We start from the raw sequence: 19,407 nt of genomic DNA, 5'->3' as shown, positions 1-19,407 counted from the left end.
TAACAGCCAGCGAGACTTACCTACCCGGTTCACGCCCGGGGCCACGAATGAAACCCATTGCGCTACAATGTAATACCGGGGAAAAAAACCGTTAGTGCAGCATCCATCATGGAAGACCATCCAGATCGAATTCCAATCGAACAATGTCGCCACGGGCGGCTTTATCGACTCTATTCGCGAAATCTCAATCTTGGCGTTTACCGGGAGGACGATCACGGGTTCATCGGTATTCGCCACAAGATGGGAACGCGATTCCTGTTCACTGAATTCCATTGGGATACCGGACCACCGCATGGAACGGCCAACCCGCTCGAAGCATTATGCGAATGCCCGATCGAGCGAATAGATGAGTATTTGGAACGGGACGAACAACGAACTTACGAGGACAACACGGCGCTCTTCGCATGGATCGAGGAGCAAGGTACAAGGCTCGGAATCAATCCGGAAAGTTGCTGAGAACTGCTAGGGTTACATTCGGCCCGTCGAAAGAGATCAGCCTGTGAACCATTTGTCTCTGTTAATCAGAGAGAGTGAGAGGTTTTGTAGCTTTCTCTCGGGGTGCGGGTGTGAACTTGGGGGTCACAAGGTTCTCTCGAACGAGACGGGTTCGAACCCGAGAGCTTTTGGCGGCGGGAGAGAGATCGCGGCAGGCCGAGAAAAACGGGGCCAAAACGAGAAAACGCCCGGCGGCCTGATCTTGGCTCCCGGGCGTTAAGTGGACGGTTGCTAGTTCCGTAGTTTTTTAATCAGCTCCCCGTACAAAACCAATTCGGAGAGACTCAGCAGATATTGCGACCTTTATCACGCTGAATCCCCCTTTTGCAATGCGGTTGCCGTCCCTTTCGATTGGTCCTCTGTTGACGCAAATCCGAAGTTTATGGGGGACGTTGCTGTTAACCGACGCTGCTGTTTCTCGTATGTCTGCGAGTGGTTAACAGGGAGAGAGGATGTCGCCCAAAACGACTTCACGACTGGCAGTTTGTGCTGGTTACTCTGATCGACGCAACGACAATCTGACTGGCCCGACACGGATCAAGACTGGGCCATTGCGGCGGACGAATCGTTCAGTGGGCTCGTCGTTTCAGCGGGGTAAAAAATGATGCCACCCCGATTATTTCAGGAACTGCAAGGGAATCGGCAGCACGAATGGCCGCGTTGTTCACCCGCTTTTGACACTGCTCGCATCGCTAACTTGGCAGGAATTAGCCCAGCAAGTGACGTAGTTGAAAGCGGAGAATGCAATCCTTGGGAGTAAGTTACCCGATCGGATAACCCGGAACAAACAGGAACGCCGCCGATTGGTTGCTGACCCGAAAAGCACTGACTGCAAACCCATGATTCGTTTGATCAATATCACCTTGGCACTGATGGCGTTATACGGCGTCTTCATTGCCTTCCGAGAAGCACGTCTTAATGAACGATTAGCCGAGCAGCATCGAGTACTCGCTGCCGAAAACAGGGCAAATGGAACATCATCGCTTTATTGGATGACACTCCTGTGATTGAAATCACCGAACCCGTCGATTGGAATCCCGGCCATGGCGGTGTTGGTGGCGGTGCGTGGGAACGACCCCACAAGCCGAGAAACATTGCATGGCCCGTCGAACTGTGCCGCGTTGTCTTCTCCGTGGACAAACCGAACCAGGGATTTGCTTTGCCAGAAGGACCTTCCAATGGTGTTGTGTTATGGTTGCAGCCAATGACAAACAATGAAACGGCTGGAGGTGAAAGCGATGATTCAAGAATACGATGAAGGTTTTATGAAGCAACCGCTGTCTCGCGCCCGCGAACCCTTTTGCCCGCGGATAATCCAGCTAGCGGGTGAAATCCCTTCTGGAATCCGAACCCCAGATGCGCGTCCTTGAACACCAGAATTCCAACAGAGGTACGAAGATGAGAATTGCGTCTACCGTGATGGCCCTTTTTCTACTCCCAATCACCGCATTTGCGGATGGGCGCGACCTTCCGGCAATCTCTAGCACGTGTGTCGTTCGATCTAGCCCAGGCGGTCGGGACGGATCAACAGTCGAATACACTTGGAAGATCATGGCCAAAGCGAGGGAACGGCGCGTGATGTCGGTCGTGCAGTTGCGTCGCTCGGTCCTGGAGAACCTTGGTGACGAGCCCTGGATGAAGGGGTGGGAAAAGGTCCTCTGGTGCGATCCGGGTTCAACACAGCAAAAAGAGATTACGCTCGAGATCGACCAGGCCCCCGATGGTGGAGAGCGGGCATTCTGGTTCGAAGGGTTTGTCGTCCAGCGGAACGAAGACCAAGCACTCCCCAAGTCCGCCAGCGTGTCCGTGACGACTCGGGAAGTCCACGATGAGGAAGAGCCAGGTCAATTGGTCGATATCACGGTGTCGGGCGAGCATGGACGAGAAATCAGTCGGCATTTTGTTTTCATCCGCTATGCCAGCCCGGCGGATTACCCGGAGTTCGCCAAGAAAGCGGACGTGGACCCCACCAAGCAGATGAAAGCGACCGTCTGGCAAGATTTCATGGATCCAACGGAAGTTAAACGGGCGTTTCGGCGGTATGAGTCGCTCAGCAAAACCGGCTCGGATTCGTAGGGACTTTTGCGCCTCGAGGACGCTTGGTGAAGCAAACACGCCTGGACGCACTTTCGGAGACTCACCTGATGAAATCGAAGAAGACGGTTGTCGTCCTTGTGGTAGCGATCACGGCAATTCTATTTTGCGCAGCGCTGACCAACATGCACTACATTTCGACGCCACGTTTGGTGATTCGATTCGAAGGCAAACCCGCAAGCAACGTGACACTGATTCTGCCCGACGGTGGCGCTGGCTCGTACCAACTGGACGGGGACGGAAGCATCACGGCCCGAGAGATCGGCTGGACGGAATCACTCATCCTGCTTCCTAAGCTGGACGGAGGTGGCGTTTCCGTAGGCTTTCCGCAGCATGGAACGAAAGTGATCGATTTCCAAGGCCGCATGACCACGACCACGATCGTCCAATACTTTGGCTTGGTGTCGGAACAATTTGAATCGTTTTCTCTGACCGACGCAGACATCGCGGACATCGAAAGCGGCCAGAAGTCGTCGGCCGAGATTGTAGAAGAAATCCGGCGAGCTAATTGATTAGTTGGCTTTCGCAAATAGTCCCTAACGAACGGTGAAATTCAATGAGCAAAACTGTGTCTTCAAGACCATCTGCGATTGCGTGCACAGTGGTTTGTGTTGTGTCGGCAGTGGCTATCGGTACCGGAGCATCCCCGGAAAGCTCTCTGGCACAGGAAAAGCGGAACGGCTCTTCCGACGCAAAAGTTGAGCTATCCGACTTTGGAAAAGCTATGGGTAATGCAAAATGAGTTGGCTAAGAAATCTTCTAGTATTCCCCGACGACGTTTGGGAAGAGGCGGCACGCGAGCTAGGCGGCGATTTTGTGAAAGGGAGGTGGCTTGCCAACAGCAAAATCAAGCTCTTGCATCGCGAACATCCCATCACGCTCGAGGTTGGATTCGGTACGGGTGACGATGGCACACGGTACACTAGGGCGATTCCAGGGGCATCTTTGCGTCCTGAGGTAAAGCTTCAACTCACTCCGAAATGGAAGGGAGTCTTGGGGTCGCTGGCCGGTGGGCTACTAGCGAGAAGCGGCAAGGCGAAGGCGATCGATCTTCCTGTTCTGGATGACGATTTCACCGTGTTTGGCAACAAGGCAGAGCTTGCCAACGGACTATTCGGCCAACCCGATTTCGTGTCGGCCTTGAGGCGCGTATCGCCAAAGCCCACAGTTAGGGTCGGAATGAGCATGAGTGTCGACGAGGACGAAGAAAAATTCTGCGTATTCGTCCCCCAGGTGTTGAAGAATGTTCATGAGTTGATTGCCATAACCGACCTAACCAAGGTTCTACTGGATCTGCTGGAAGAGAACCGTTGCGTGGAATAGATGCTCGGACGCGCTGGCCACAGCTACCTGGTCCCAAGCCAATGCAATTTCTTCATCAGTTGCAACCTGGGTTGGCCCAGACGTGCGAAGCCAAGACATCGCATGTTCGTGGACATGCTGTACGTCGATGCGTTCCATTTCATCGCCACAGAGCGTTTCAAGCACTGACTTTACATTCTCTGCCAGGTTCTTTGTGAAGGTAGTGAAAAGGACACGCATGTCAGACTGGATGCTCGATGCAAGCTTTCGAGCCCGATGCATCGCGACAATGGTTTTTCCAGTTCCGGCTCCCCCAAGTACCAGGGTAGGACCAGAAAATGACTGCTGCGTCATCTGCTTCTGCAGCGGGTGCAGAAAGACACGCCATTGCTCCAGCGGGGCAGACAGAATTCGATCCAACTCGTCGTCGCTATCGACACGGCTAAATCTTCTCGCCGACTGGTTCTCTGCAATTGAAGTGTCTTCTTGACTGAGCTCCGCAGAGGCTAATTTACTTTCTTGCTCGGCGAGCATCCCAACGTACTGCCTGACGTCTTCAACCGACTCTCCCTCTGCTAGCCATACGAGAGCCTCGTACGCTTCTATGGGCAGTACGCCCTCGAGTTCAGATAGTTGAACCTTTGTTCGCAATTGACGGACCGCGGGCAGTAGGACGGCTGGAACACCAAACGACAAGATCGTGTCGTCGTCATTGGCAAATAACGATTTCACCGGTGGTGGCGCAGCTTTCGCCTGATCAACCGCTCGCTGTACTTGTTCGACGTTCAGTATCTGCAAAGACTGAGTCTCTGGATGCACCTCAAAGGTTCGGTTCCTCGCCCAGTCCATTGCCTCATCATGGTTGTCAACCCATACAAGCACATAGGTGTTGCCTGTGTCGGGGTGCAAGACAACGGCGCGATACTTCTGGTCGATCCGCACAGTCCGAACACGATCGTCGGCCATGTTGTGGATCTTCTCATAATTGATCGCGGAAGATTTCGGATCGGCCCGGAACTTTTTTGCAAATTCCTGTACCTTCTTGCGTTGAGATTTCGGAAGCTTTGCCAATGCCTCCATAAACTCATTGCTTATTGCCAGCTGCGGACCGCTCATGAAGGGTTACTCCCGCCGGCGGAGTCGCTCCCTTCAATTGCCTTTCGGATGGCGGCGAGATCCGCACTCAAGTCCTGGCCAACGATTACAGTCCATTCACGCTCCTTGAATTGATCTGCGGATGATTGATCGCCTTCGCGAAAATAGGCCACAGAGAGATCGGGCCATGCCAGTTCACATTCTGCGATGGTCACGCCATCTTCGTCGTCAAGTGGATACCCAGGCTCGGGAACAGCAATGCCTTCCGCAGCAAGCTGGGAAACCAATTGACTAACTTCACCACCAACGAGTTCCAGCACTTCTTCATACTCAGAAGACACCTTTGCTTTGGGGCTCTTTTTTTCGACTGGCACCGGAGTTGGTTGCGGTCGGTTCTGTGATGATTGCCCCAAAGCGGCATTCAGATCATTGTTGTCATCCAGTGATTTCGCAAACTCTTTTCCAACGAGTATTCGGCCAAGCTTCTTCAGATATCGCCGCATTGCTCCGCTATCATCCAGATCAACGCGAGTGATCTCTATAACGTTGTATCCTTTGCTCCGTAGCCACGACCTAATTTCATTGTCCTGAGCAGCGGTCCTGGCATTTCCATGAATGTGATCACTCATGCCATCCAAATAGATACACACCCCCATGTCATCAGGATCATCTGGGTCGGGATCAAAAAAGACGTCCGGTGTTGTACTACTCAGGTTTGGGCTGGGTCTAAATTCATACTGAAATCGGATCTGCTGTTGAAAGCTGCCAGTAGAAAACCCTGCCATCGCCAAAAGGTGCTTCAGTTTGGCCTCTGCGTCGTTAACCTCTCCGGCTGGCGAAATCGGGTTGTTCTCGGGCGAAGGCTGCAACGACGGAATATCATGTTCTTCTGCTAGTCGGTTTCCGGCTCGCTCGAAAAACTCGAGCCCGGCATGACGATCCAGGTATCTGTGGTAGTAAGCATTGCGGAAGGTTTGAAGGCAATGGTTACAAGAGCTTCCACAGTCCATCGGGCAGCCAGCCAGCATTTCTGCTGCAGTTGAAATGATGGTCGGGAAGTTGTTTAGCATTTGAGTCAGCAAACCTGAACCGCCAGGCATGGGGTCCCACAGATTGCCGTCGACCTCGTCACGATCAACGTGTCCGACAATTAGCACTTGCAAGTCATCAAGGTGCATATCCAAAACTGACGCAGCCGCTTGCCGGATCGATTCAAGGACTGTGTATGCGGTCGTTTTGTCCTGCATATTCACCATCGTGATCGCATCAGCAACCACATCCGCGTAGAAGCCAACGTTGGCCGGTTCTTGCCCGCACCATTCCTGATGTTTGTCTCGGAAGTTCTGAATCTGACGAACCGAAGCCAGTGGCGAAACGCTCTGGCCGCAGATTTGGCACACTGGATAACCCATCTCAGGTGGCGTTCGGTCGACCAGAGAGGAAGCACCGACGTTGACCATGCGGTAGTGCACTCCGCGGCGAAAGTGCAAAGGACTTCCGCCCCAACCAAAAGCTTGTCCACCATTGTGTCGCCCCTGTTCTCGACCATAGGTGGCCACGGACAGCTGAAATCGATTTTCCTCTTCATCCGATATCTGTGACATGTGCACGAGATCAACATCGCACACAGGAATTGCCGTAAGCTCGATATCGCTCAAACTGCTAGAGGTGCTGCTACGATCGCTCTCGATGATCGCCTCACGATCGATATTTACAGCAAAAACGGGCGTGTCGACTTCGTCCATCTCAGCTTCACGATGAAATCGTCTGGCTACGAATCTATGCCCATTTGCATAAATCAGATTTCCAGGAACATACGCAGCATCAAATCGGCTTGCAGCACAGCGAAAATTCGACGCCCAAACGAAATTTCGCCAGTAAGGGGCGACAGGCTTCAACGCTCGCTCCAATCGAGTCGGAAGCAATCGCGGATGCCCAGCCCCGAGCCTGTCGCTGGTCGCCGCTGATTGATCCGACAAGGAGGTCCCCAATGGAACCTGCACGCAAGTTATCCCTCTCACACCAGCGTCAACGATTGATCGAAACGCTGCAACGCATCAACTTCGGCAAGATCGAACGCATTCCATTTCGTGACGGCCAACCGGAACTGAGCGACGCGTCAAAGGTCTTTCGCGAACACAAATTCCGAAGCGAGAGCGGACCCAACAGGCATCTCGCGACCGAAGATTTCGCCATCAAACGACAGTTGGTGGAGCTGTTCCACTACTTCGATGAGCAAGTCGACGGAGAGATCGAATTGTTGGAAGTCCAAAACGGCCTGCCTTTCCGCATGACCGTCATCGAATCCGCGGCGTAGCACACCCTAAACACTTCATCACTCTTCATTTACCTGACATTCGGCCGGCCGCAAAGCGGAGGCGATTGTGGGCGACACCAAGTTCTCTTGGTTCGACACAGTTGCCTCCGCTTTTTCATTGGCTCGTCGTCCGTCGTCCACGCCTCAGCAAGTCTCCGGCCAAGGAGACTCCCATGACTCAGACGACGATCAAATTCAATCCTTACGAAGACTCGTTTACTCGCAAATTCGTCGAAAAGAAGACCAACGGCCTCATCGGTAAGTACGGCTACCAAGAAGTCGATCGAGACGATCGGTGTCGGATTCGTTTTCAGTGCTGGCGACACGCCGCGCCCCCGGACCTTTGCGATTGAAGGATATGGCCAGTTCGATCTTGATCTCATCACTCATTCGGGCGTCTCCGCCAGAAGCCGTGATTCAATCGACTTGATGCCCGCCATGTGAAAGGTGATGGCAATCCTCTCGCTCATGCCGTCATACTCGATCTGGCGGATCAACATCTGCAGCGTCTCGGCTTGCTCTCGTGGAACAAGCGTGTCCCACAATTCATCGAAGGACGCGAGTGCCTCAGCAGCTTCGTCGGGATCGACCATGGTCTTCCGCAAACCATCGGAGTCGATACGAATCTCCGAAAGACGCTTTTCGTTCTCGCGTATTCGATCCTGCAAGTCGGCCAAGATTCCAAGCAGGACGGAATCCTCATCTCCGGCCGGCAACTTACGAATCACATCGGCGAGTTGGTTCTGCCACTGAGCTAAATTGCGTTGGATGAGGAGTTCTTCGGTGGCTAGTGCAGCGATTTGTTCACGCACTGATGCCGAAGCTTTCTCGATTGACTCCCGTGCTAGCAAACGGTCGCGGCCAATCGCACGGACTTGTTCGACAACAAAGCGTTCAATCTCGCCAGCTGGGACAGACTTCGTCGGACATTTATCCCAACCTCGCTTTTGTGCCTGAAGGCAGACGTAGTAGCGATAGCGTTTATTGCCAGCCTTCGTCGAATGGGATGGCGTCATCGAGCAATCGCAGGCTTTGCAACGCAGGATTCCCTTGAGGAGTGCGCCATGCTTGTTTCTAACTTCGCTCCCGCCTGAGCGACCATTTCGATTCAGTCTCGCTTGGACCTTTTCAAAAACGTCGGGATCGACAATGCCATCCTGCTCACCCTCGTGTACCTCATCCTTGTAACGAAGCTTTCCGATATACGTGACGTTGGTCAGCAAGCGATGCAGACTGGTCTTGTTGAAGGGCTTTCCGCCGCGATGCGTTCCCTTCTTGGTTGTCCACTGTTTTGTCACCCAGGCTCGATGGTCCAATTCATCTACGACGGAGCTCCCTGTACACAACCAATCCGGAGAGAGTCAGTGGATTTTGCAGGCTCTTTCTGCTTTAGGCGGCTGTTTTGACGCGATTCCCGTCTCTTTCGATTGGTCCAGCGACGAATCAAATGCGAAAGCTGTTGGTTGCTTCGCTGTTAACCAAAGCTGCTTGTTCTCGCAGTTCTGCGAGTGGTTAACAGGGGGAGAGAATGTGCCCGCAAATTAGCTCCACCAGTGGTAGTCTGTGCCGGTTACTTTGATCGAAGCAGCGACAATCTGACTGGCCCGACTCGGTTCAAGCCTACGGCCATTGCGGCGGGCGAATCGTTCCGTAGGCTCGTCGTTTCAGCGGGGTAAAAAAATGATGCCACCCCGATTATTTCAGGAATTGCAAGGAACTCGGCAGCACGAATGGCCGCGATTGTTCACCCACTTTTGACACTGCTCGCGTCGCTAACTCGGCAGGAACTAGCCCAGCAAGTGACGTATTTGAGAGCGGAAAATGCAATCCTTCGGAGCAAGTTACCCGATCGGATCACGCTGAACAATCAGGAACGCCGCCGATTGGTTCGCCACGGCAAAAAGCTTGGCCCGCGGATCAAAGAGCTAATCTCGATTGTCAGCTACTCGACCTTCCGCCGCTGGATCCGAAAGATGGAGGACGGGCCGACGAAAAGGCCGAAATCCAAGTCGGAGGGCAAACCTGGCCGGCCAAAGATCGACGAGAGCATTGCCGATACGATCATCCGAATTCGGAAGGAGACTGGCTGGGGTTACACCAAGATCGTTCAAGCGATGCGCCGGCTGGGTCATCGGATCTCACGCCAAACGGTCAAGAACATCCTGGTCGAAGCCGGCCTTGGTCCCGATCCTAGCGACCATCCCGACACGTGGTCGGACTTCCTGAAACGCCATGCCGCGACCATGTGGCAGTGTGACTTTGCGTCGAAACGGAAGTGGACGGTCAAGGGCATGGTCGATCTCTACTTCCTCGTCTTCATCCATGTTGAGACGCGGCGCATTTGGATATCGCCATGCACAGCCAATCCGACTGGTGAATGGACGACGCAGCAAGCGCGCAACTTCGACATGTTCCTTCAAGACGAGGGACTGCCGTGTGCGATACTGCAGCGAGACCAAGACTCAAAGTACGTCGACTCGTTTGACGAAGTCTTTCGTTCATCTGGCTGTGATATTAAGAAGACGCCAGCGCGATCGCCGAATTTGCAAGCATTTGTCGAGCGAGTCATTCAAACGCTCAAGCACGAAGTGCTGAACGCGTTCTGCGTGGTCAGCGAGCAGCACATGGACTACATCCTTCGTGTGTCAGAAGACTGGTACAATCACCGACGTGGACATTCGAATCGAGATCATCTGCCACCAGTTCGCGACAATGACGCGCTGCCGACGGTTGATTTGAAGTCGAACCGCATCGTTTGCCACATTGAACTCGGCGGACATCTTAAGTCTTACCGTGCCGCTGCGTAGCTATCGAATCTTATCGCCCGTTAAACGGCCATATGCTTAGAGCTGCGTGCTCTAAACTCTCAAATTGGCGATCATGCCCAGATCGATAGCGAAATCCTAACGATGTGCAATGCCAAGCCTTACGCCGACTGGAACCCGCGATGCACCGAAAATCAAGACGTGTCAAAATGGTGACATTCTTGTACCGCGCGAGTTGGCTCAGCAAGTGTCAACTCAAAACGGAAAGTGCAAGAACGAGCATGCCCAGCGTCCGATAGCCCAGCAAACACAATAGGATCGCACCAATTATTTTTCCAATCTCGCGTAATCGTTCCAGTGTTTCTGGATCATGTTCGCTTCGGTTGCGTTCGATGTCACTAGGTAGCGGTAGCGGGAAACGTATTGCTTTCCTGGCTCGATTTTGAATGCACCCTCAACCATCGGAGCAAAGCAGAAATAAGGTTTGTTTGGATGGATCCGTACGGGCTGTGGCGCTCGGAAGTTCTTCGGACTGCAAAACACGGCAGCGGATACGTCCTGGTCATCGATCTTGCCGGAGAATGCGACCCAGTTGGGGCGAGTGTGATTGCCTTCCCAGCGATCGTAGCCTTCACTCGTTAGAAACTTCAGCTCGCCCGGATCGATGCTGTGATCTTCCTTTTCCTTCAGCCACTGATAGTTACCGCGAATGGCCATGCCGCCGTAGTGATACTCCGCCAAGCCCAGCGGTTTGTCGGACGCACATTGCTGAACGCTGACGATGTCGAAAAGAAAATGATCCGCCGGCGTCTGGTGAACGGTGACGGTCCAAGTCTCGTGGAGTGCATCGATCCACTTGTCACCGTCCTTTACCATGAACGCGTGCTTGACGGTGAAGGCGACCTTTCGCTCCTCTCGACGCAGATTCACCACTTCGCGAAATTCGATTCTGCCAAGATCCTTTGCCTGATTCCAAAAGTCTACCTTCTGACCGTTAAACTTGCTCTTCACCCAAGCGAAAAACAGAGCGTGTTGATGCGCATGATCTGCCGGATAATCGCCAGTGAGTTCCTGACCCGTCGGCGTGTAGACCGGATGAATGTAGCCGCTACGCTTAAAGTACTCCGGAGTCCCTTCGGGAACTGGCTGCGCTTTCTTGATGTACTGGAGAACTGGTTTTCCGCGCAGCATGACGCGGATCGTATCATCCGTCTCGGTCAGTTTTAGGTCATCGCCAGCGGTTGCCTGCGTGGTAACACTGAATGCAGACAGCAGAAAGAACAGAGCGATTGATGTTTGCTTCATTATGGCACGGCTTTCATTGTTGTCAAAACTTCAAAGGCTTCTTCTTTTTGGGTCCCGAACAGGCGGGAATTTGCGCACGTGTGGCTACCGTTCATCTTCTTCCAGTGGCCGACTCCCTTTGAAGGCTCCCCAGTCTTTTCGCTTTCGGTAGTCTTTGTCCTGCTCATAAACCTTCAGGTCAGCACCAGGGTTCAGCTTGGGGATTCTGGCTCCGACCTTTTCAAAGTAGGTCATCATATCAGTGTAGAGCTTCTGGTGTTTGTCCGGATGCCGCGCGGCGATATTGGTCACCTCGCCCATGTCGGTGGACAAGTCAAACAGCATCGGAATTTCAGGGCGATCGTAGAAATGAAGCACTTTAAGATCGCCGGACACGACGGCGGAGTGAGGCATGCTCGATCGGTAGTGCGGGTAGTGGAAATAGAGATTCCGCTTGAGAAAGACTTCCGTCGGGGGCCGCCCTTTCATGTAGGAAGCGAGACTTACGCCGTCGATGTTCTTCAGTGCGGTCGGATCGCCGCCGGCCCAGTCGACGAATGTCGGCAGGAAGTCGTAGTTGACGACATTGCCCGTGAAGTCAGAACCTGCCTTGATGCCGGGACCTCGGACGATCATCGGGACGCGGATGCCACCCTGCCAGACCCACCACTTGGCGGCATGGTGTGGCTGAGTCAGCCCCTCCGTCAACTGAAGTTCTTTGTGTCGGTACCCATTGTCCGACACCAGTACGACATACGTGTTGTCCTCGATCCCCAATTCGCTGATGCGCTGGAGCACGGCTCCGATGCGTCCGTCGAGATCGTCGCCCATGCCCAGCCAGATCGCTGGATCTTCCTTGCGTTTTACGGTTTCGGCTGTCTTCCCGATCTTCTGGTAGTAAGCCTGCACGAGAGGGTGTCGCGTGTATTTCTCGCGTGTTGCCGGCAGACACTCACGACCTTCGTGCATCGCATAGTGGGAGATCTGCAGATAGAACGGCTGGCCGGCTTGTGCCTGCTCGGTCATGAAACCGAGCGCTTTCTCAGTGACGCTGAACATCAGCTTGGGATCGGTCAGGTCGTCGGGCAGGCGTTGGTTTGCGCCAGCGGGCAGCGTATTGCCTGGCTTGTTGCTGGTGTCACCGTCGTGCAGCACGTAGCTTTCGTCCGCCGGATCACCTCGCATGTGCCACTTACCAATGTGCGCACTGACATAACCCAGCGGCTTCAACGCTTCCGGGATCGTCACCGCGTCTGCGTCGATCGTCATGTCCGAGATACAGGGAACGACGGGGAAATTGGGATACCCCTTTTCGTCAAAGTAGTCCTGTCCGCGGTCATTCATGAACACGGTGAAGCCGTTCCGCGGGGAGGATTGTCCGGTCTGCACGCAGACTCGCGACGGAGAACACTGCGGCGAAGCATACGCGTTTGTGAACTTCATACCCTCACGAGCCAGCCGCTCGACATTCGGCATCTGCAAGATCGGCATACGCGAGTTTTCCATACCGTCGCGCATCGGAATTGGCGTACCGTTCCACGCCCAATCGTCGATGAAAAGGAGCACGATGTTTGGCTTCTCTGCGGCAACACAGTTGCCGGCCAACAACCATCCAACGCATAAGAGCAAAACTGCTGGGGTGATTCTGGTACTACTCATTGCGGCTTCCTGACTGGTGCTGTGTGCAAGGCTATTTTCATGGTTGGTGATATTCACTCGTTTGGATTGTCGCTCGCGATTATTTCTTCTCGATCCGACGGACGCGAATCGACCGAAACGAAACGTGGCGTGCTGTCTCCGGTGACTTCTTGACACCGTGTACCTGCAGTGCGATCACACCCGAGGGATACTTCGCGTAGGCTTCGGAATCAGTGACATCCCCCACCTGTTTGCCATTGATCCATGTTTGAATTCGCGGCCCTTTGGCCAAGACTCGAAGTGTGTTCCAGTGGCCGTTCACCATCGCTTCATTGCGAATCAGTTCTTCTTTCGGCGTTATCCATGCGCCGTTTCCCTGGTCGAAAATGTAGCCACTGCGCCCGGGAGATTTTCCAATATCCACCTGTGGTCCGTGCATGGATGCACGAACTTTTCCGTTATCGCCCGTTCGCGTCAGTTGAGTCCGAATTTGAATGCCTGAATTAAGGTCCGTGTCGTGGAGTTTGACTTCCAATTCGAGTTCAAAGTCGCCGTACGATTCAACGGTGTGCAAGAACTGAGTCTGGCTGGAGCTGGTGCCAACAATGACTCCGTCGGACAACGCGAATTGTGTGTTGTCACGTGATGGTTTCCAACCTTCGAGGCTCTTGCCATCGAACAAGGTCACCCAATCACCAGCGAACGCGGAGCCACTGCAGAACGAGCTCACAAGAAGTACGAGGATGGAGATATGGCGTTGCGTCGTTGAACGAACAGAGCGCCCCAGTAAATCTGCAGTCATTTGAATTCCTGTTGTTAAACACTAGGGAGAGAAAATTCAGGACGTCGTTCCTTGGTCAATATTGCATTGGCTGCCTTATCGCCGATGATCTGCTCGTTGTCCGCGTCCCAATTGATCGTGCGACCGGTAATCCGACAGATATTGATCAGGTGCGCGACGCTGCTAATCAGATGGCCGACTTCCACCGGTGCATTGGGCTGTTCACGGGTTTCGATGCAGTCCAGCCAGTTTGCGACGTGCGATTCCGTTTGTGACCCGGTGAATGGAGCGAGTAAGTCCTTCGGATTGCACGCAAAGCGTCCTCGATTGATTTCGAGTTTGCCCTGCTGGCCGATGAATATGCCGCCGAACGCGGGACCATCCGTACTTTCCAGCCGAATGACAGTGCCGTCGGGATAGTACAGTCGAACCCCACGATCCCAGTAACTCTTCGCTTCGGTGGTGGGTTCGATCCGCGTTGGCGCGACGTTCTCCCACCCCATGGCAAGGTGAACCATGTCCAGTGCGTGCGAACCACGATCGCAAATGGGGCCGCCTGTGAATGCGTCGTAACTCCGCCACCTACGATGAAGTCGTTCGTGATAGTCAAGCAGCTTCGCTTGGTCACAAAAAAGATTCCAATCCATGCCTTCGGGAATGGATTGCTGCTCGAGACCCGTCGCAGGTTGAGAGCCCGAGTAATTTTTGACGAGGATCGTATTGACGTTTCCGAGTCCACCTTCGCGGACGAATTTGCAGGCATACTGGTTGATCGGCGTGCTGCGTTGTTGCGTACCAACCTGCAGCACACGTTTGTGTTTTCGCACTGCTTCAACCAGTGCGCGACCTTCCGGAATGCTGAAGCTGAGTGGCTTTTCCGCGTAGATATCCAGCCCCTTGGCACAAGCGATAATGGCCGCACGCACGCGCACGTGATCGGGCGTCGCGATCATCACCGCGTCGAGTTCTTCAGAATCGAACAACTGCTCGTAGTTCTGATAGCGTTTCCAGGAATCACCGGCCCGCGGATCGTTTTTGTTGTCAGCCGCAAGGGCATCGATCTGCGGCAGGTAGCAATCGCAGACGGCAACCAATTTGGCTCGATGGGATTCGCGACCCAAGGCACGCGTCAGCCATTTGGCTCGCCCTCCGGCGCCAATTAGTCCGACACGTAACTTGTCGCTGCCGGATGTTGACGGTGCGGCATAGATCATTGATGGCACCAGACCGGACGCAGCCAGCGTGGTGGTCGCGCCGATCGATTTCAACGCCGTTCGACGTGAAGCGTGATAAGGAGGTGAAGGGTTCATGTTTGATCCTGTTTCTTCCGCTTGTTTTTATGATGTGAAAGGACTGGATTATTTCGCCTTCGCTCTTCGAGACTCCCTGCGCTTCTTGGTCAGGGCGGAGGGAAGGGGGTGAGCGGCCTCGGCGAAACTAGGGACCAGGCCGCGAAGTTTCTTGATGGTGGCGGCGTAGTCCGGGTTGACGATCTGGTTGGTCCATTCGTGAGGATCCTTGGTCGTGTCGTAGAATTCCTCTTCTTTCGCCCCGTAGCGGGAGTAGCGTCCGAGTTCATTGCGGATGCTGATGTAGGCCAGGTCCGTTTTGCTTTTGTCGCATAGACCGGTGATGGCGGTGCTTTCCCACGGGGCCTTTGGGTCCTTGAGCAGCGGAACTAACGAGCGTCCATCGATGTACGCGGGCGGCGTGAGGCCGCAGAGTTCCGCAAGAGTCGGATAGATGTCCATCAGGGAAACGAACCGTTCAGACAGACCCCCGGCTTCGGTGACTCCCGGCGCGCGAAACATCAATAAGACGTGCGTTCCCTCCTCCCAAAGAGTTGTCTTTTGCCAGTGATGTTTTTCACCGAGGTGAAACCCGTGATCGGTGAGAAAGACCACAATGGTGTTGTCCTTATAGGGGCTCCCTTCGAGGGCATCGAGGACACGTCCGATCTGCGTGTCGACATAAGTGGTCGTCGCGAGGTAAGCCTGCACGGCCTCTTTGTGTTTGCCGGACTCGATCACCTTGTCGGCGAAGCTCCCAATCCCATCGCTCACCGCTTTGGCCAGCGGAGGAAGGTCATCCAGGTCATCCTCCTTGAGTTCGGGAAGGACAATCTGGTCCAGGGGGTACATGTCGAAATACTTTTGCGGCACATACCAGGGCATGTGAGGATTGAACGTGCCGTACGCCAGAAAGAATGGCTTGTCGTGTTGTTTCTCCAAGACCGCGATGGCCTTGTTGGCCCCGCCGGTGTCATTCATTTGCTCTTCAGTGAGATGGATTGTTCCCCAATCCTGTTCACCGCCACTGAGTCCTGCCAGAGGCGCGCCGGGAGGAGCCGGGTCCCTTTTGTGGCCGACTTTATCGTCCCAGTGTTCTTTCTGGTCCCAGCCGTGAGTGATTTTGCCGTACCCGAAGGTGTTGTAACCGTCGCTCTTGAACAGCCCGGCCAGCGACAGTACGTCATCCCGGTTCACCACCTCACTTTTGTTGATCGTCTGCGCGTTGTTGTAGATACCCGATTTCCAGGGCGCTACGCCAGAAAAGAACGCGGTGCGAGAAGGCGAACAAACCGGCGCTGCGGTGTAGGCTCGCGTGAAGTTAACACCACTGGCGGCAAACTTTCGCAGATTGGGGGCAACGACTTTGCCCGCGTAGCGATCGGCATCATCCAGCAGCCAACTGTTCAAATCATCGGCAACCAGAAACAGCACGTTCATCGGCTTGTCCGGCTCAGCCGCATCGCAGGCCGAATGTGTGGAAAGCGACATGATCGCGCTGGCGAAGATTGATAATACGAGCGTGAAACGCATTTAATGTTTAATCCTTTTCTTGACGTTGTTCTTTGTTTCGGGAACTGGTGCACCCGGGAGTCTGCCGATCGGTCGGCTGTTGGCTTCCAGTTCCCTGACCGCTGCGTCCATCCGACGACGCAGGTCTGCGACGATTTCGGGATGGTCGGCTGAGACGTCTCGCGTCTCACCTGGATCGTCCTGCAGGTTGAATAGTGATCCTGCCGGAGCTGATGGTCGCTTTCCCTCGCGTCCACTTTTGCCTCCTGGCTTCAATTCTCGAACAAGCAGCTTCCACTTACCGTGACGAATCACCGAGCCGGGGACGACGAATGATTCGTGAATCGGCTTCTCAACCTGTTCACCCCTCAGGTAAGGCAGAATGTTTCGGCCGTCGATCACACGGTCGCCCGGCGCGGCGACGCCAGCGATCGCACAGAACGTCGGCAGCAGGTCGATGATCCCCGTGATCTGACGGTTCGTCGAACCTGGCGCGATCGTACCCGGCCAGCGCATAATGCACGGGACACGAATGCCACCCTCGAAATCGGTCCACTTGCCGTCGCGAAGCGGGCCAGCATCGCCGCCGTCGATCCCGAGCACTGGGCCGTTGTCCGACGCGAAGATGAACAAGGTGTTCTCAGCAATACCCTGCTCGTCGAGAACTTTCATCAGTTCACCGACCTGCCAGTCGATTTCGCGAATCACGTCACCGTAGGTGCCTCGCCGCGACGTACCTCTGAAACGCTCATTGGGAATCCACGGCGTGTGCGGTAGCGGCGATGCGCAGTAGAGAAAGAACGGGTGTTCTTTGTTTTGCTTGATGAAGCCAACCGCGGCGTCGAGCAGTTTCGGCGAATGCTGTCCGTCGGTCTTTCGCTTGATCGACTCAATCCGCTCGAGGTTACGATAAATGCCCGTGCCCTGATCGAGATCGATCATGAAGCCGTAGAAGAAATCGAATCCGTGCCGAGTCGGGTTAAATGCGTCCCATTCACCAAGATGCCACTTGCCGACGATCCCCGTGGTGTAGCCGGCTGTTTTCAGAAGCTCGGGCGTCGTGACTTCATCGGAGTGAATTCCGATGCGGTCTCTGTTGTAGATGACTTTGGTGCAACCAGCACGATGCGCGTGCGAACCCGTCATGAACGCCAGACGAGTCGGCGAGCACCGCTGATGCACATAGAAGTCCGTGAACATCATGCCTTGCTGACACAGCCGATCGATGTTCGGCGTTTCAAGCGAATCGGAGCCGTAGCAGCCCAGGTCACCGTAACCCTGATCGTCGGTCAGAAAGACAACGATGTTCGGCTTATCAGCAGCTTCGACAAGCCCCGGGAATGCCAGAACAACGGAGCAAATCACGTGTTTGGAAATGCCAATATTCATTATTCGCTCGCTACTCCCGCCGGACGTAAGTTCTTTCTGAGATCTGTCTCGAAGGTTGAAAGCTGTCGTTTCAAACGCTGGGCGATCTCGGGATGCTTATCGAGAAGGTTCGTCTGCTCGCCGAGGTCGTTGCTCAGGTTAAAGAGTGTCTCGACGTTGATCTTCTTCGGCTTGGTGTCGCTGGCGGCCTTTCGTTCTGATTTCTCATCTTTCGGCGACTTCTCAGTAGCAATGCGATACTTCCAGCTGCCAATACGGATCGCCTGAACTCCTCGACCTCGCAGATAGTAGACGGCCTCGTGAGGCGACTTCGCGTCAGGCTTGGCGGCGAGCAGCGGCCAGATGTCTTTTCCGTCAATCACTCGGTCGTTTGGAACGTCGCCGCCCGCGAGTCTGGTCAGCGTCGGCAGCAGGTCCATGCCGGTGATGGGTTCATCGGATTCAGTGCCTGCGGGAATTGCCTCCGGCCAGCGAGCGACGAACGGGACTCGGACGCCTCCTTCGAGTGTGGAACCTTTGCCGCCTTTCAGCGGTCCGGCGCTGCCGCCTTTGCCCGTGTTGGGGCCGTTATCCGATGTGAAGATGACCAGCGTGTCGTTGTCGAGCCCCAGTTCTTTCAGAGACCGCAGAATCTCTCCGGTGCTCCAGTCGAGTTCCTGGATCGTGTCGCCGTAGATGCCTCGCTTGCTGCTGCCTATAAACTTTTCGGAAGCATGTAGCGGGATGTGCGGCGTGTTATGGGCCAGGTAGACAAAGAACGGTTTGTCCTTGTTTCGGGTGATGAAGCGTATCGTCTCCCGCGTGTACCGTTGAGTGAACTGCATCTGGTCGGCGGGAACTTCGATGACGACGTTGTCGCGAATTAGTGGACATGCAGCCGTTTCTCGCTTAAGTATCCCATCACACGAATAGCCTTCACGATATTTGCAGTCCAACGCATACGTCTTGGTATTTGGATAGTAGAACTGGTTGTTGGAGGCGGGGGTTCCATACCAATAATCAAATCCGTGCTTAAGCGGCTGAAACATGTCTTGGTTGCCGAGATGCCACTTGCCAATGATGGCCGTCGCATAGCCCTGATCCTTCAGCAACTCCGGAAGCGTGATCTCGTCAGGATTCAATCCGTGGTTGTTCCGAGGAAACATGACACCACCGATGCCAACGCGAGTCGAATGGCTCCCAGTCATCAGCGCCGCGCGTGTCGGAGAACAAACGGGTGAAACATAAAAGCTGTTAAACTTCGCTCCCTCAGCCGCCATGCGATCAATACTTGGCGTGGCGATATCGTCGGCCCCATAGCACGAAAGATCACCATAGCCGAGATCATCAGCGAGAATCACGATGACATTGGGTTTCTGCGATTCGGATTGAGCATGCGAATGCGCGGCCGCCAAGCAAAGTACGGCAACTGCTGAAAGAATTCGATTCATTTGTCTTGTTGTTCTG

Annotated in this window: 18 protein-coding genes; 8 read left to right on the top strand and 10 right to left on the bottom strand. The window is 54.3% G+C overall.

Features of this window, described 5'->3' with window-relative positions; genetic code table 11:
- The first annotated feature begins 108 nt into the window (after positions 1–108).
- The 5 genes from SV7mr_RS23520 (at position 109) to SV7mr_RS23505 (ending at position 3,912) form a co-directional block, all read left to right on the top strand.
- A complete protein-coding gene (locus SV7mr_RS23520; RefSeq protein ID WP_145277292.1) occupies positions 109–456 on the top strand; it encodes a hypothetical protein in 348 nt (115 codons plus the stop codon).
- Between the two features lie 878 nt (positions 457–1,334).
- The gene (locus SV7mr_RS25790; protein WP_419187838.1) at positions 1,335–1,502 is read left to right on the top strand and encodes a hypothetical protein; all 168 of its coding nucleotides are present in this window, start codon (positions 1,335–1,337) and stop codon (positions 1,500–1,502) included.
- A 544-nt stretch (positions 1,503–2,046) separates the two neighbouring features.
- Positions 2,047–2,571, top strand: a complete 525-nt coding sequence (locus SV7mr_RS23515) for a hypothetical protein (RefSeq protein WP_145277290.1) — start codon at positions 2,047–2,049, stop codon at positions 2,569–2,571.
- A gap of 68 nt (positions 2,572–2,639) precedes the next feature.
- Positions 2,640–3,101, top strand: coding sequence for a hypothetical protein (locus SV7mr_RS23510; RefSeq protein ID WP_145277288.1), 462 nt, complete (start codon positions 2,640–2,642; stop codon positions 3,099–3,101).
- Between the two features lie 226 nt (positions 3,102–3,327).
- On the top strand, positions 3,328–3,912 hold the full coding sequence (locus tag SV7mr_RS23505) for a hypothetical protein (protein WP_145277286.1): 585 nt from the start codon (positions 3,328–3,330) through the stop codon (positions 3,910–3,912).
- Here the strand turns inward: SV7mr_RS23505 and SV7mr_RS23500 are convergent.
- Positions 3,874–5,007, bottom strand: coding sequence for a UvrD-helicase domain-containing protein (locus SV7mr_RS23500; protein WP_145277284.1), 1,134 nt, complete (start codon positions 5,005–5,007; stop codon positions 3,874–3,876). The genes SV7mr_RS23505 and SV7mr_RS23500 overlap by 39 nt on opposite strands.
- Positions 5,004–6,731, bottom strand: coding sequence for a DUF1998 domain-containing protein (locus SV7mr_RS23495; protein WP_145277281.1), 1,728 nt, complete (start codon positions 6,729–6,731; stop codon positions 5,004–5,006). Before SV7mr_RS23495 ends, SV7mr_RS23500 begins: the two co-directional genes overlap by 4 nt.
- Positions 6,732–6,976: 245 nt before the next feature.
- Here SV7mr_RS23495 and SV7mr_RS23490 point away from each other — a divergent pair, with 245 nt between their 5' ends.
- Both SV7mr_RS23490 and SV7mr_RS23485 read left to right on the top strand, forming a co-directional pair.
- Positions 6,977–7,303: a hypothetical protein gene (locus SV7mr_RS23490; protein ID WP_145277279.1), complete on the top strand. Its 327-nt coding sequence runs from the start codon at positions 6,977–6,979 to the stop codon at positions 7,301–7,303.
- Positions 7,304–7,476: 173 nt separating this feature from the next.
- Positions 7,477–7,656 carry a hypothetical protein gene (locus SV7mr_RS23485; RefSeq protein WP_145277277.1) on the top strand — a complete coding sequence of 60 codons (180 nt, stop codon included), beginning with the start codon at positions 7,477–7,479 and terminating at the stop codon, positions 7,654–7,656.
- Between the two features lie 33 nt (positions 7,657–7,689).
- On the opposite strand, the gene SV7mr_RS23480 is transcribed toward SV7mr_RS23485, so the two are convergent.
- Positions 7,690–8,601 (bottom strand): recombinase zinc beta ribbon domain-containing protein, encoded by a 912-nt coding sequence (locus SV7mr_RS23480; protein ID WP_419187837.1) that lies wholly within the window; start codon positions 8,599–8,601, stop codon positions 7,690–7,692.
- Between the two features lie 432 nt (positions 8,602–9,033).
- Between SV7mr_RS23480 and SV7mr_RS23475 the strand changes: the two genes are divergently transcribed.
- Positions 9,034–10,110: an integrase core domain-containing protein gene (locus SV7mr_RS23475; RefSeq protein ID WP_145277273.1), complete on the top strand. Its 1,077-nt coding sequence runs from the start codon at positions 9,034–9,036 to the stop codon at positions 10,108–10,110.
- Positions 10,111–10,395: 285 nt separating this feature from the next.
- Here the strand turns inward: SV7mr_RS23475 and SV7mr_RS23470 are convergent, their stop codons facing one another.
- From SV7mr_RS23470 to SV7mr_RS23440, 7 genes are all read right to left on the bottom strand, one after another.
- Positions 10,396–11,373: a DUF6807 domain-containing protein gene (locus SV7mr_RS23470; RefSeq protein WP_145277271.1), complete on the bottom strand. Its 978-nt coding sequence runs from the start codon at positions 11,371–11,373 to the stop codon at positions 10,396–10,398.
- Between the two features lie 84 nt (positions 11,374–11,457).
- On the bottom strand, positions 11,458–13,011 hold the full coding sequence (locus SV7mr_RS23465) for a sulfatase-like hydrolase/transferase (RefSeq protein WP_419187836.1): 1,554 nt from the start codon (positions 13,009–13,011) through the stop codon (positions 11,458–11,460).
- Positions 13,012–13,090: 79 nt separating this feature from the next.
- Positions 13,091–13,792 carry a 3-keto-disaccharide hydrolase gene (locus SV7mr_RS23460; protein ID WP_419187835.1) on the bottom strand — a complete coding sequence of 234 codons (702 nt, stop codon included), beginning with the start codon at positions 13,790–13,792 and terminating at the stop codon, positions 13,091–13,093.
- Positions 13,793–13,806: 14 nt separating this feature from the next.
- Entirely contained in the window at positions 13,807–15,081 is a 1,275-nt protein-coding gene (locus tag SV7mr_RS23455; protein ID WP_145277269.1) for a Gfo/Idh/MocA family protein, read from the bottom strand.
- Between the two features lie 48 nt (positions 15,082–15,129).
- On the bottom strand, positions 15,130–16,593 hold the full coding sequence (locus tag SV7mr_RS23450) for a sulfatase (RefSeq protein WP_145277267.1): 1,464 nt from the start codon (positions 16,591–16,593) through the stop codon (positions 15,130–15,132).
- Positions 16,594–17,961 carry a sulfatase-like hydrolase/transferase gene (locus tag SV7mr_RS23445; protein WP_145277265.1) on the bottom strand — a complete coding sequence of 456 codons (1,368 nt, stop codon included), beginning with the start codon at positions 17,959–17,961 and terminating at the stop codon, positions 16,594–16,596.
- Positions 17,961–19,391 carry a sulfatase family protein gene (locus SV7mr_RS23440; RefSeq protein WP_145277263.1) on the bottom strand — a complete coding sequence of 477 codons (1,431 nt, stop codon included), beginning with the start codon at positions 19,389–19,391 and terminating at the stop codon, positions 17,961–17,963. Before SV7mr_RS23440 ends, SV7mr_RS23445 begins: the two co-directional genes overlap by 1 nt.
- Between the last annotated feature and the right edge of the window lie 16 nt (positions 19,392–19,407).

Origin of the sequence: Stieleria bergensis (assembly GCA_007745635.1) — a bacterium.
Taxonomy (GTDB): Bacteria; Planctomycetota; Planctomycetia; order Pirellulales; family Pirellulaceae; genus Stieleria; species Stieleria bergensis.
This window is presented reverse-complemented; position numbering and strand designations above follow the sequence as displayed.

What these genes read in the sequence shown, in the direction of transcription:
- SV7mr_RS23465 (WP_419187836.1), bottom strand. Translation starts at nt 13,011, where the DNA reads ATGAGTAGTACCAGAATCACCCCAGCAGTTTTGCTCTTATGCGTTGGA.
- SV7mr_RS23445 (WP_145277265.1), bottom strand. Translation starts at nt 17,961, where the DNA reads ATGAATATTGGCATTTCCAAACACGTGATTTGCTCCGTTGTTCTGGCA.
- SV7mr_RS23505 (WP_145277286.1), top strand. Translation starts at nt 3,328, where the DNA reads ATGAGTTGGCTAAGAAATCTTCTAGTATTCCCCGACGACGTTTGGGAA.
- SV7mr_RS23500 (WP_145277284.1), bottom strand. Translation starts at nt 5,007, where the DNA reads ATGAGCGGTCCGCAGCTGGCAATAAGCAATGAGTTTATGGAGGCATTG.
- SV7mr_RS23475 (WP_145277273.1), top strand. Translation starts at nt 9,034, where the DNA reads ATGGCCGCGATTGTTCACCCACTTTTGACACTGCTCGCGTCGCTAACT.
- SV7mr_RS23460 (WP_419187835.1), bottom strand. Translation starts at nt 13,792, where the DNA reads ATGACTGCAGATTTACTGGGGCGCTCTGTTCGTTCAACGACGCAACGC.
- SV7mr_RS23520 (WP_145277292.1), top strand. Translation starts at nt 109, where the DNA reads ATGGAAGACCATCCAGATCGAATTCCAATCGAACAATGTCGCCACGGG.
- SV7mr_RS23485 (WP_145277277.1), top strand. Translation starts at nt 7,477, where the DNA reads ATGACTCAGACGACGATCAAATTCAATCCTTACGAAGACTCGTTTACT.
- SV7mr_RS23450 (WP_145277267.1), bottom strand. Translation starts at nt 16,593, where the DNA reads ATGCGTTTCACGCTCGTATTATCAATCTTCGCCAGCGCGATCATGTCG.
- SV7mr_RS23440 (WP_145277263.1), bottom strand. Translation starts at nt 19,391, where the DNA reads ATGAATCGAATTCTTTCAGCAGTTGCCGTACTTTGCTTGGCGGCCGCG.
- SV7mr_RS23510 (WP_145277288.1), top strand. Translation starts at nt 2,640, where the DNA reads ATGAAATCGAAGAAGACGGTTGTCGTCCTTGTGGTAGCGATCACGGCA.
- SV7mr_RS23490 (WP_145277279.1), top strand. Translation starts at nt 6,977, where the DNA reads ATGGAACCTGCACGCAAGTTATCCCTCTCACACCAGCGTCAACGATTG.
- SV7mr_RS23515 (WP_145277290.1), top strand. Translation starts at nt 2,047, where the DNA reads ATGGCCAAAGCGAGGGAACGGCGCGTGATGTCGGTCGTGCAGTTGCGT.
- SV7mr_RS23495 (WP_145277281.1), bottom strand. Translation starts at nt 6,731, where the DNA reads ATGGACGAAGTCGACACGCCCGTTTTTGCTGTAAATATCGATCGTGAG.
- SV7mr_RS23470 (WP_145277271.1), bottom strand. Translation starts at nt 11,373, where the DNA reads ATGAAGCAAACATCAATCGCTCTGTTCTTTCTGCTGTCTGCATTCAGT.
- SV7mr_RS23455 (WP_145277269.1), bottom strand. Translation starts at nt 15,081, where the DNA reads ATGAACCCTTCACCTCCTTATCACGCTTCACGTCGAACGGCGTTGAAA.
- SV7mr_RS25790 (WP_419187838.1), top strand. Translation starts at nt 1,335, where the DNA reads ATGATTCGTTTGATCAATATCACCTTGGCACTGATGGCGTTATACGGC.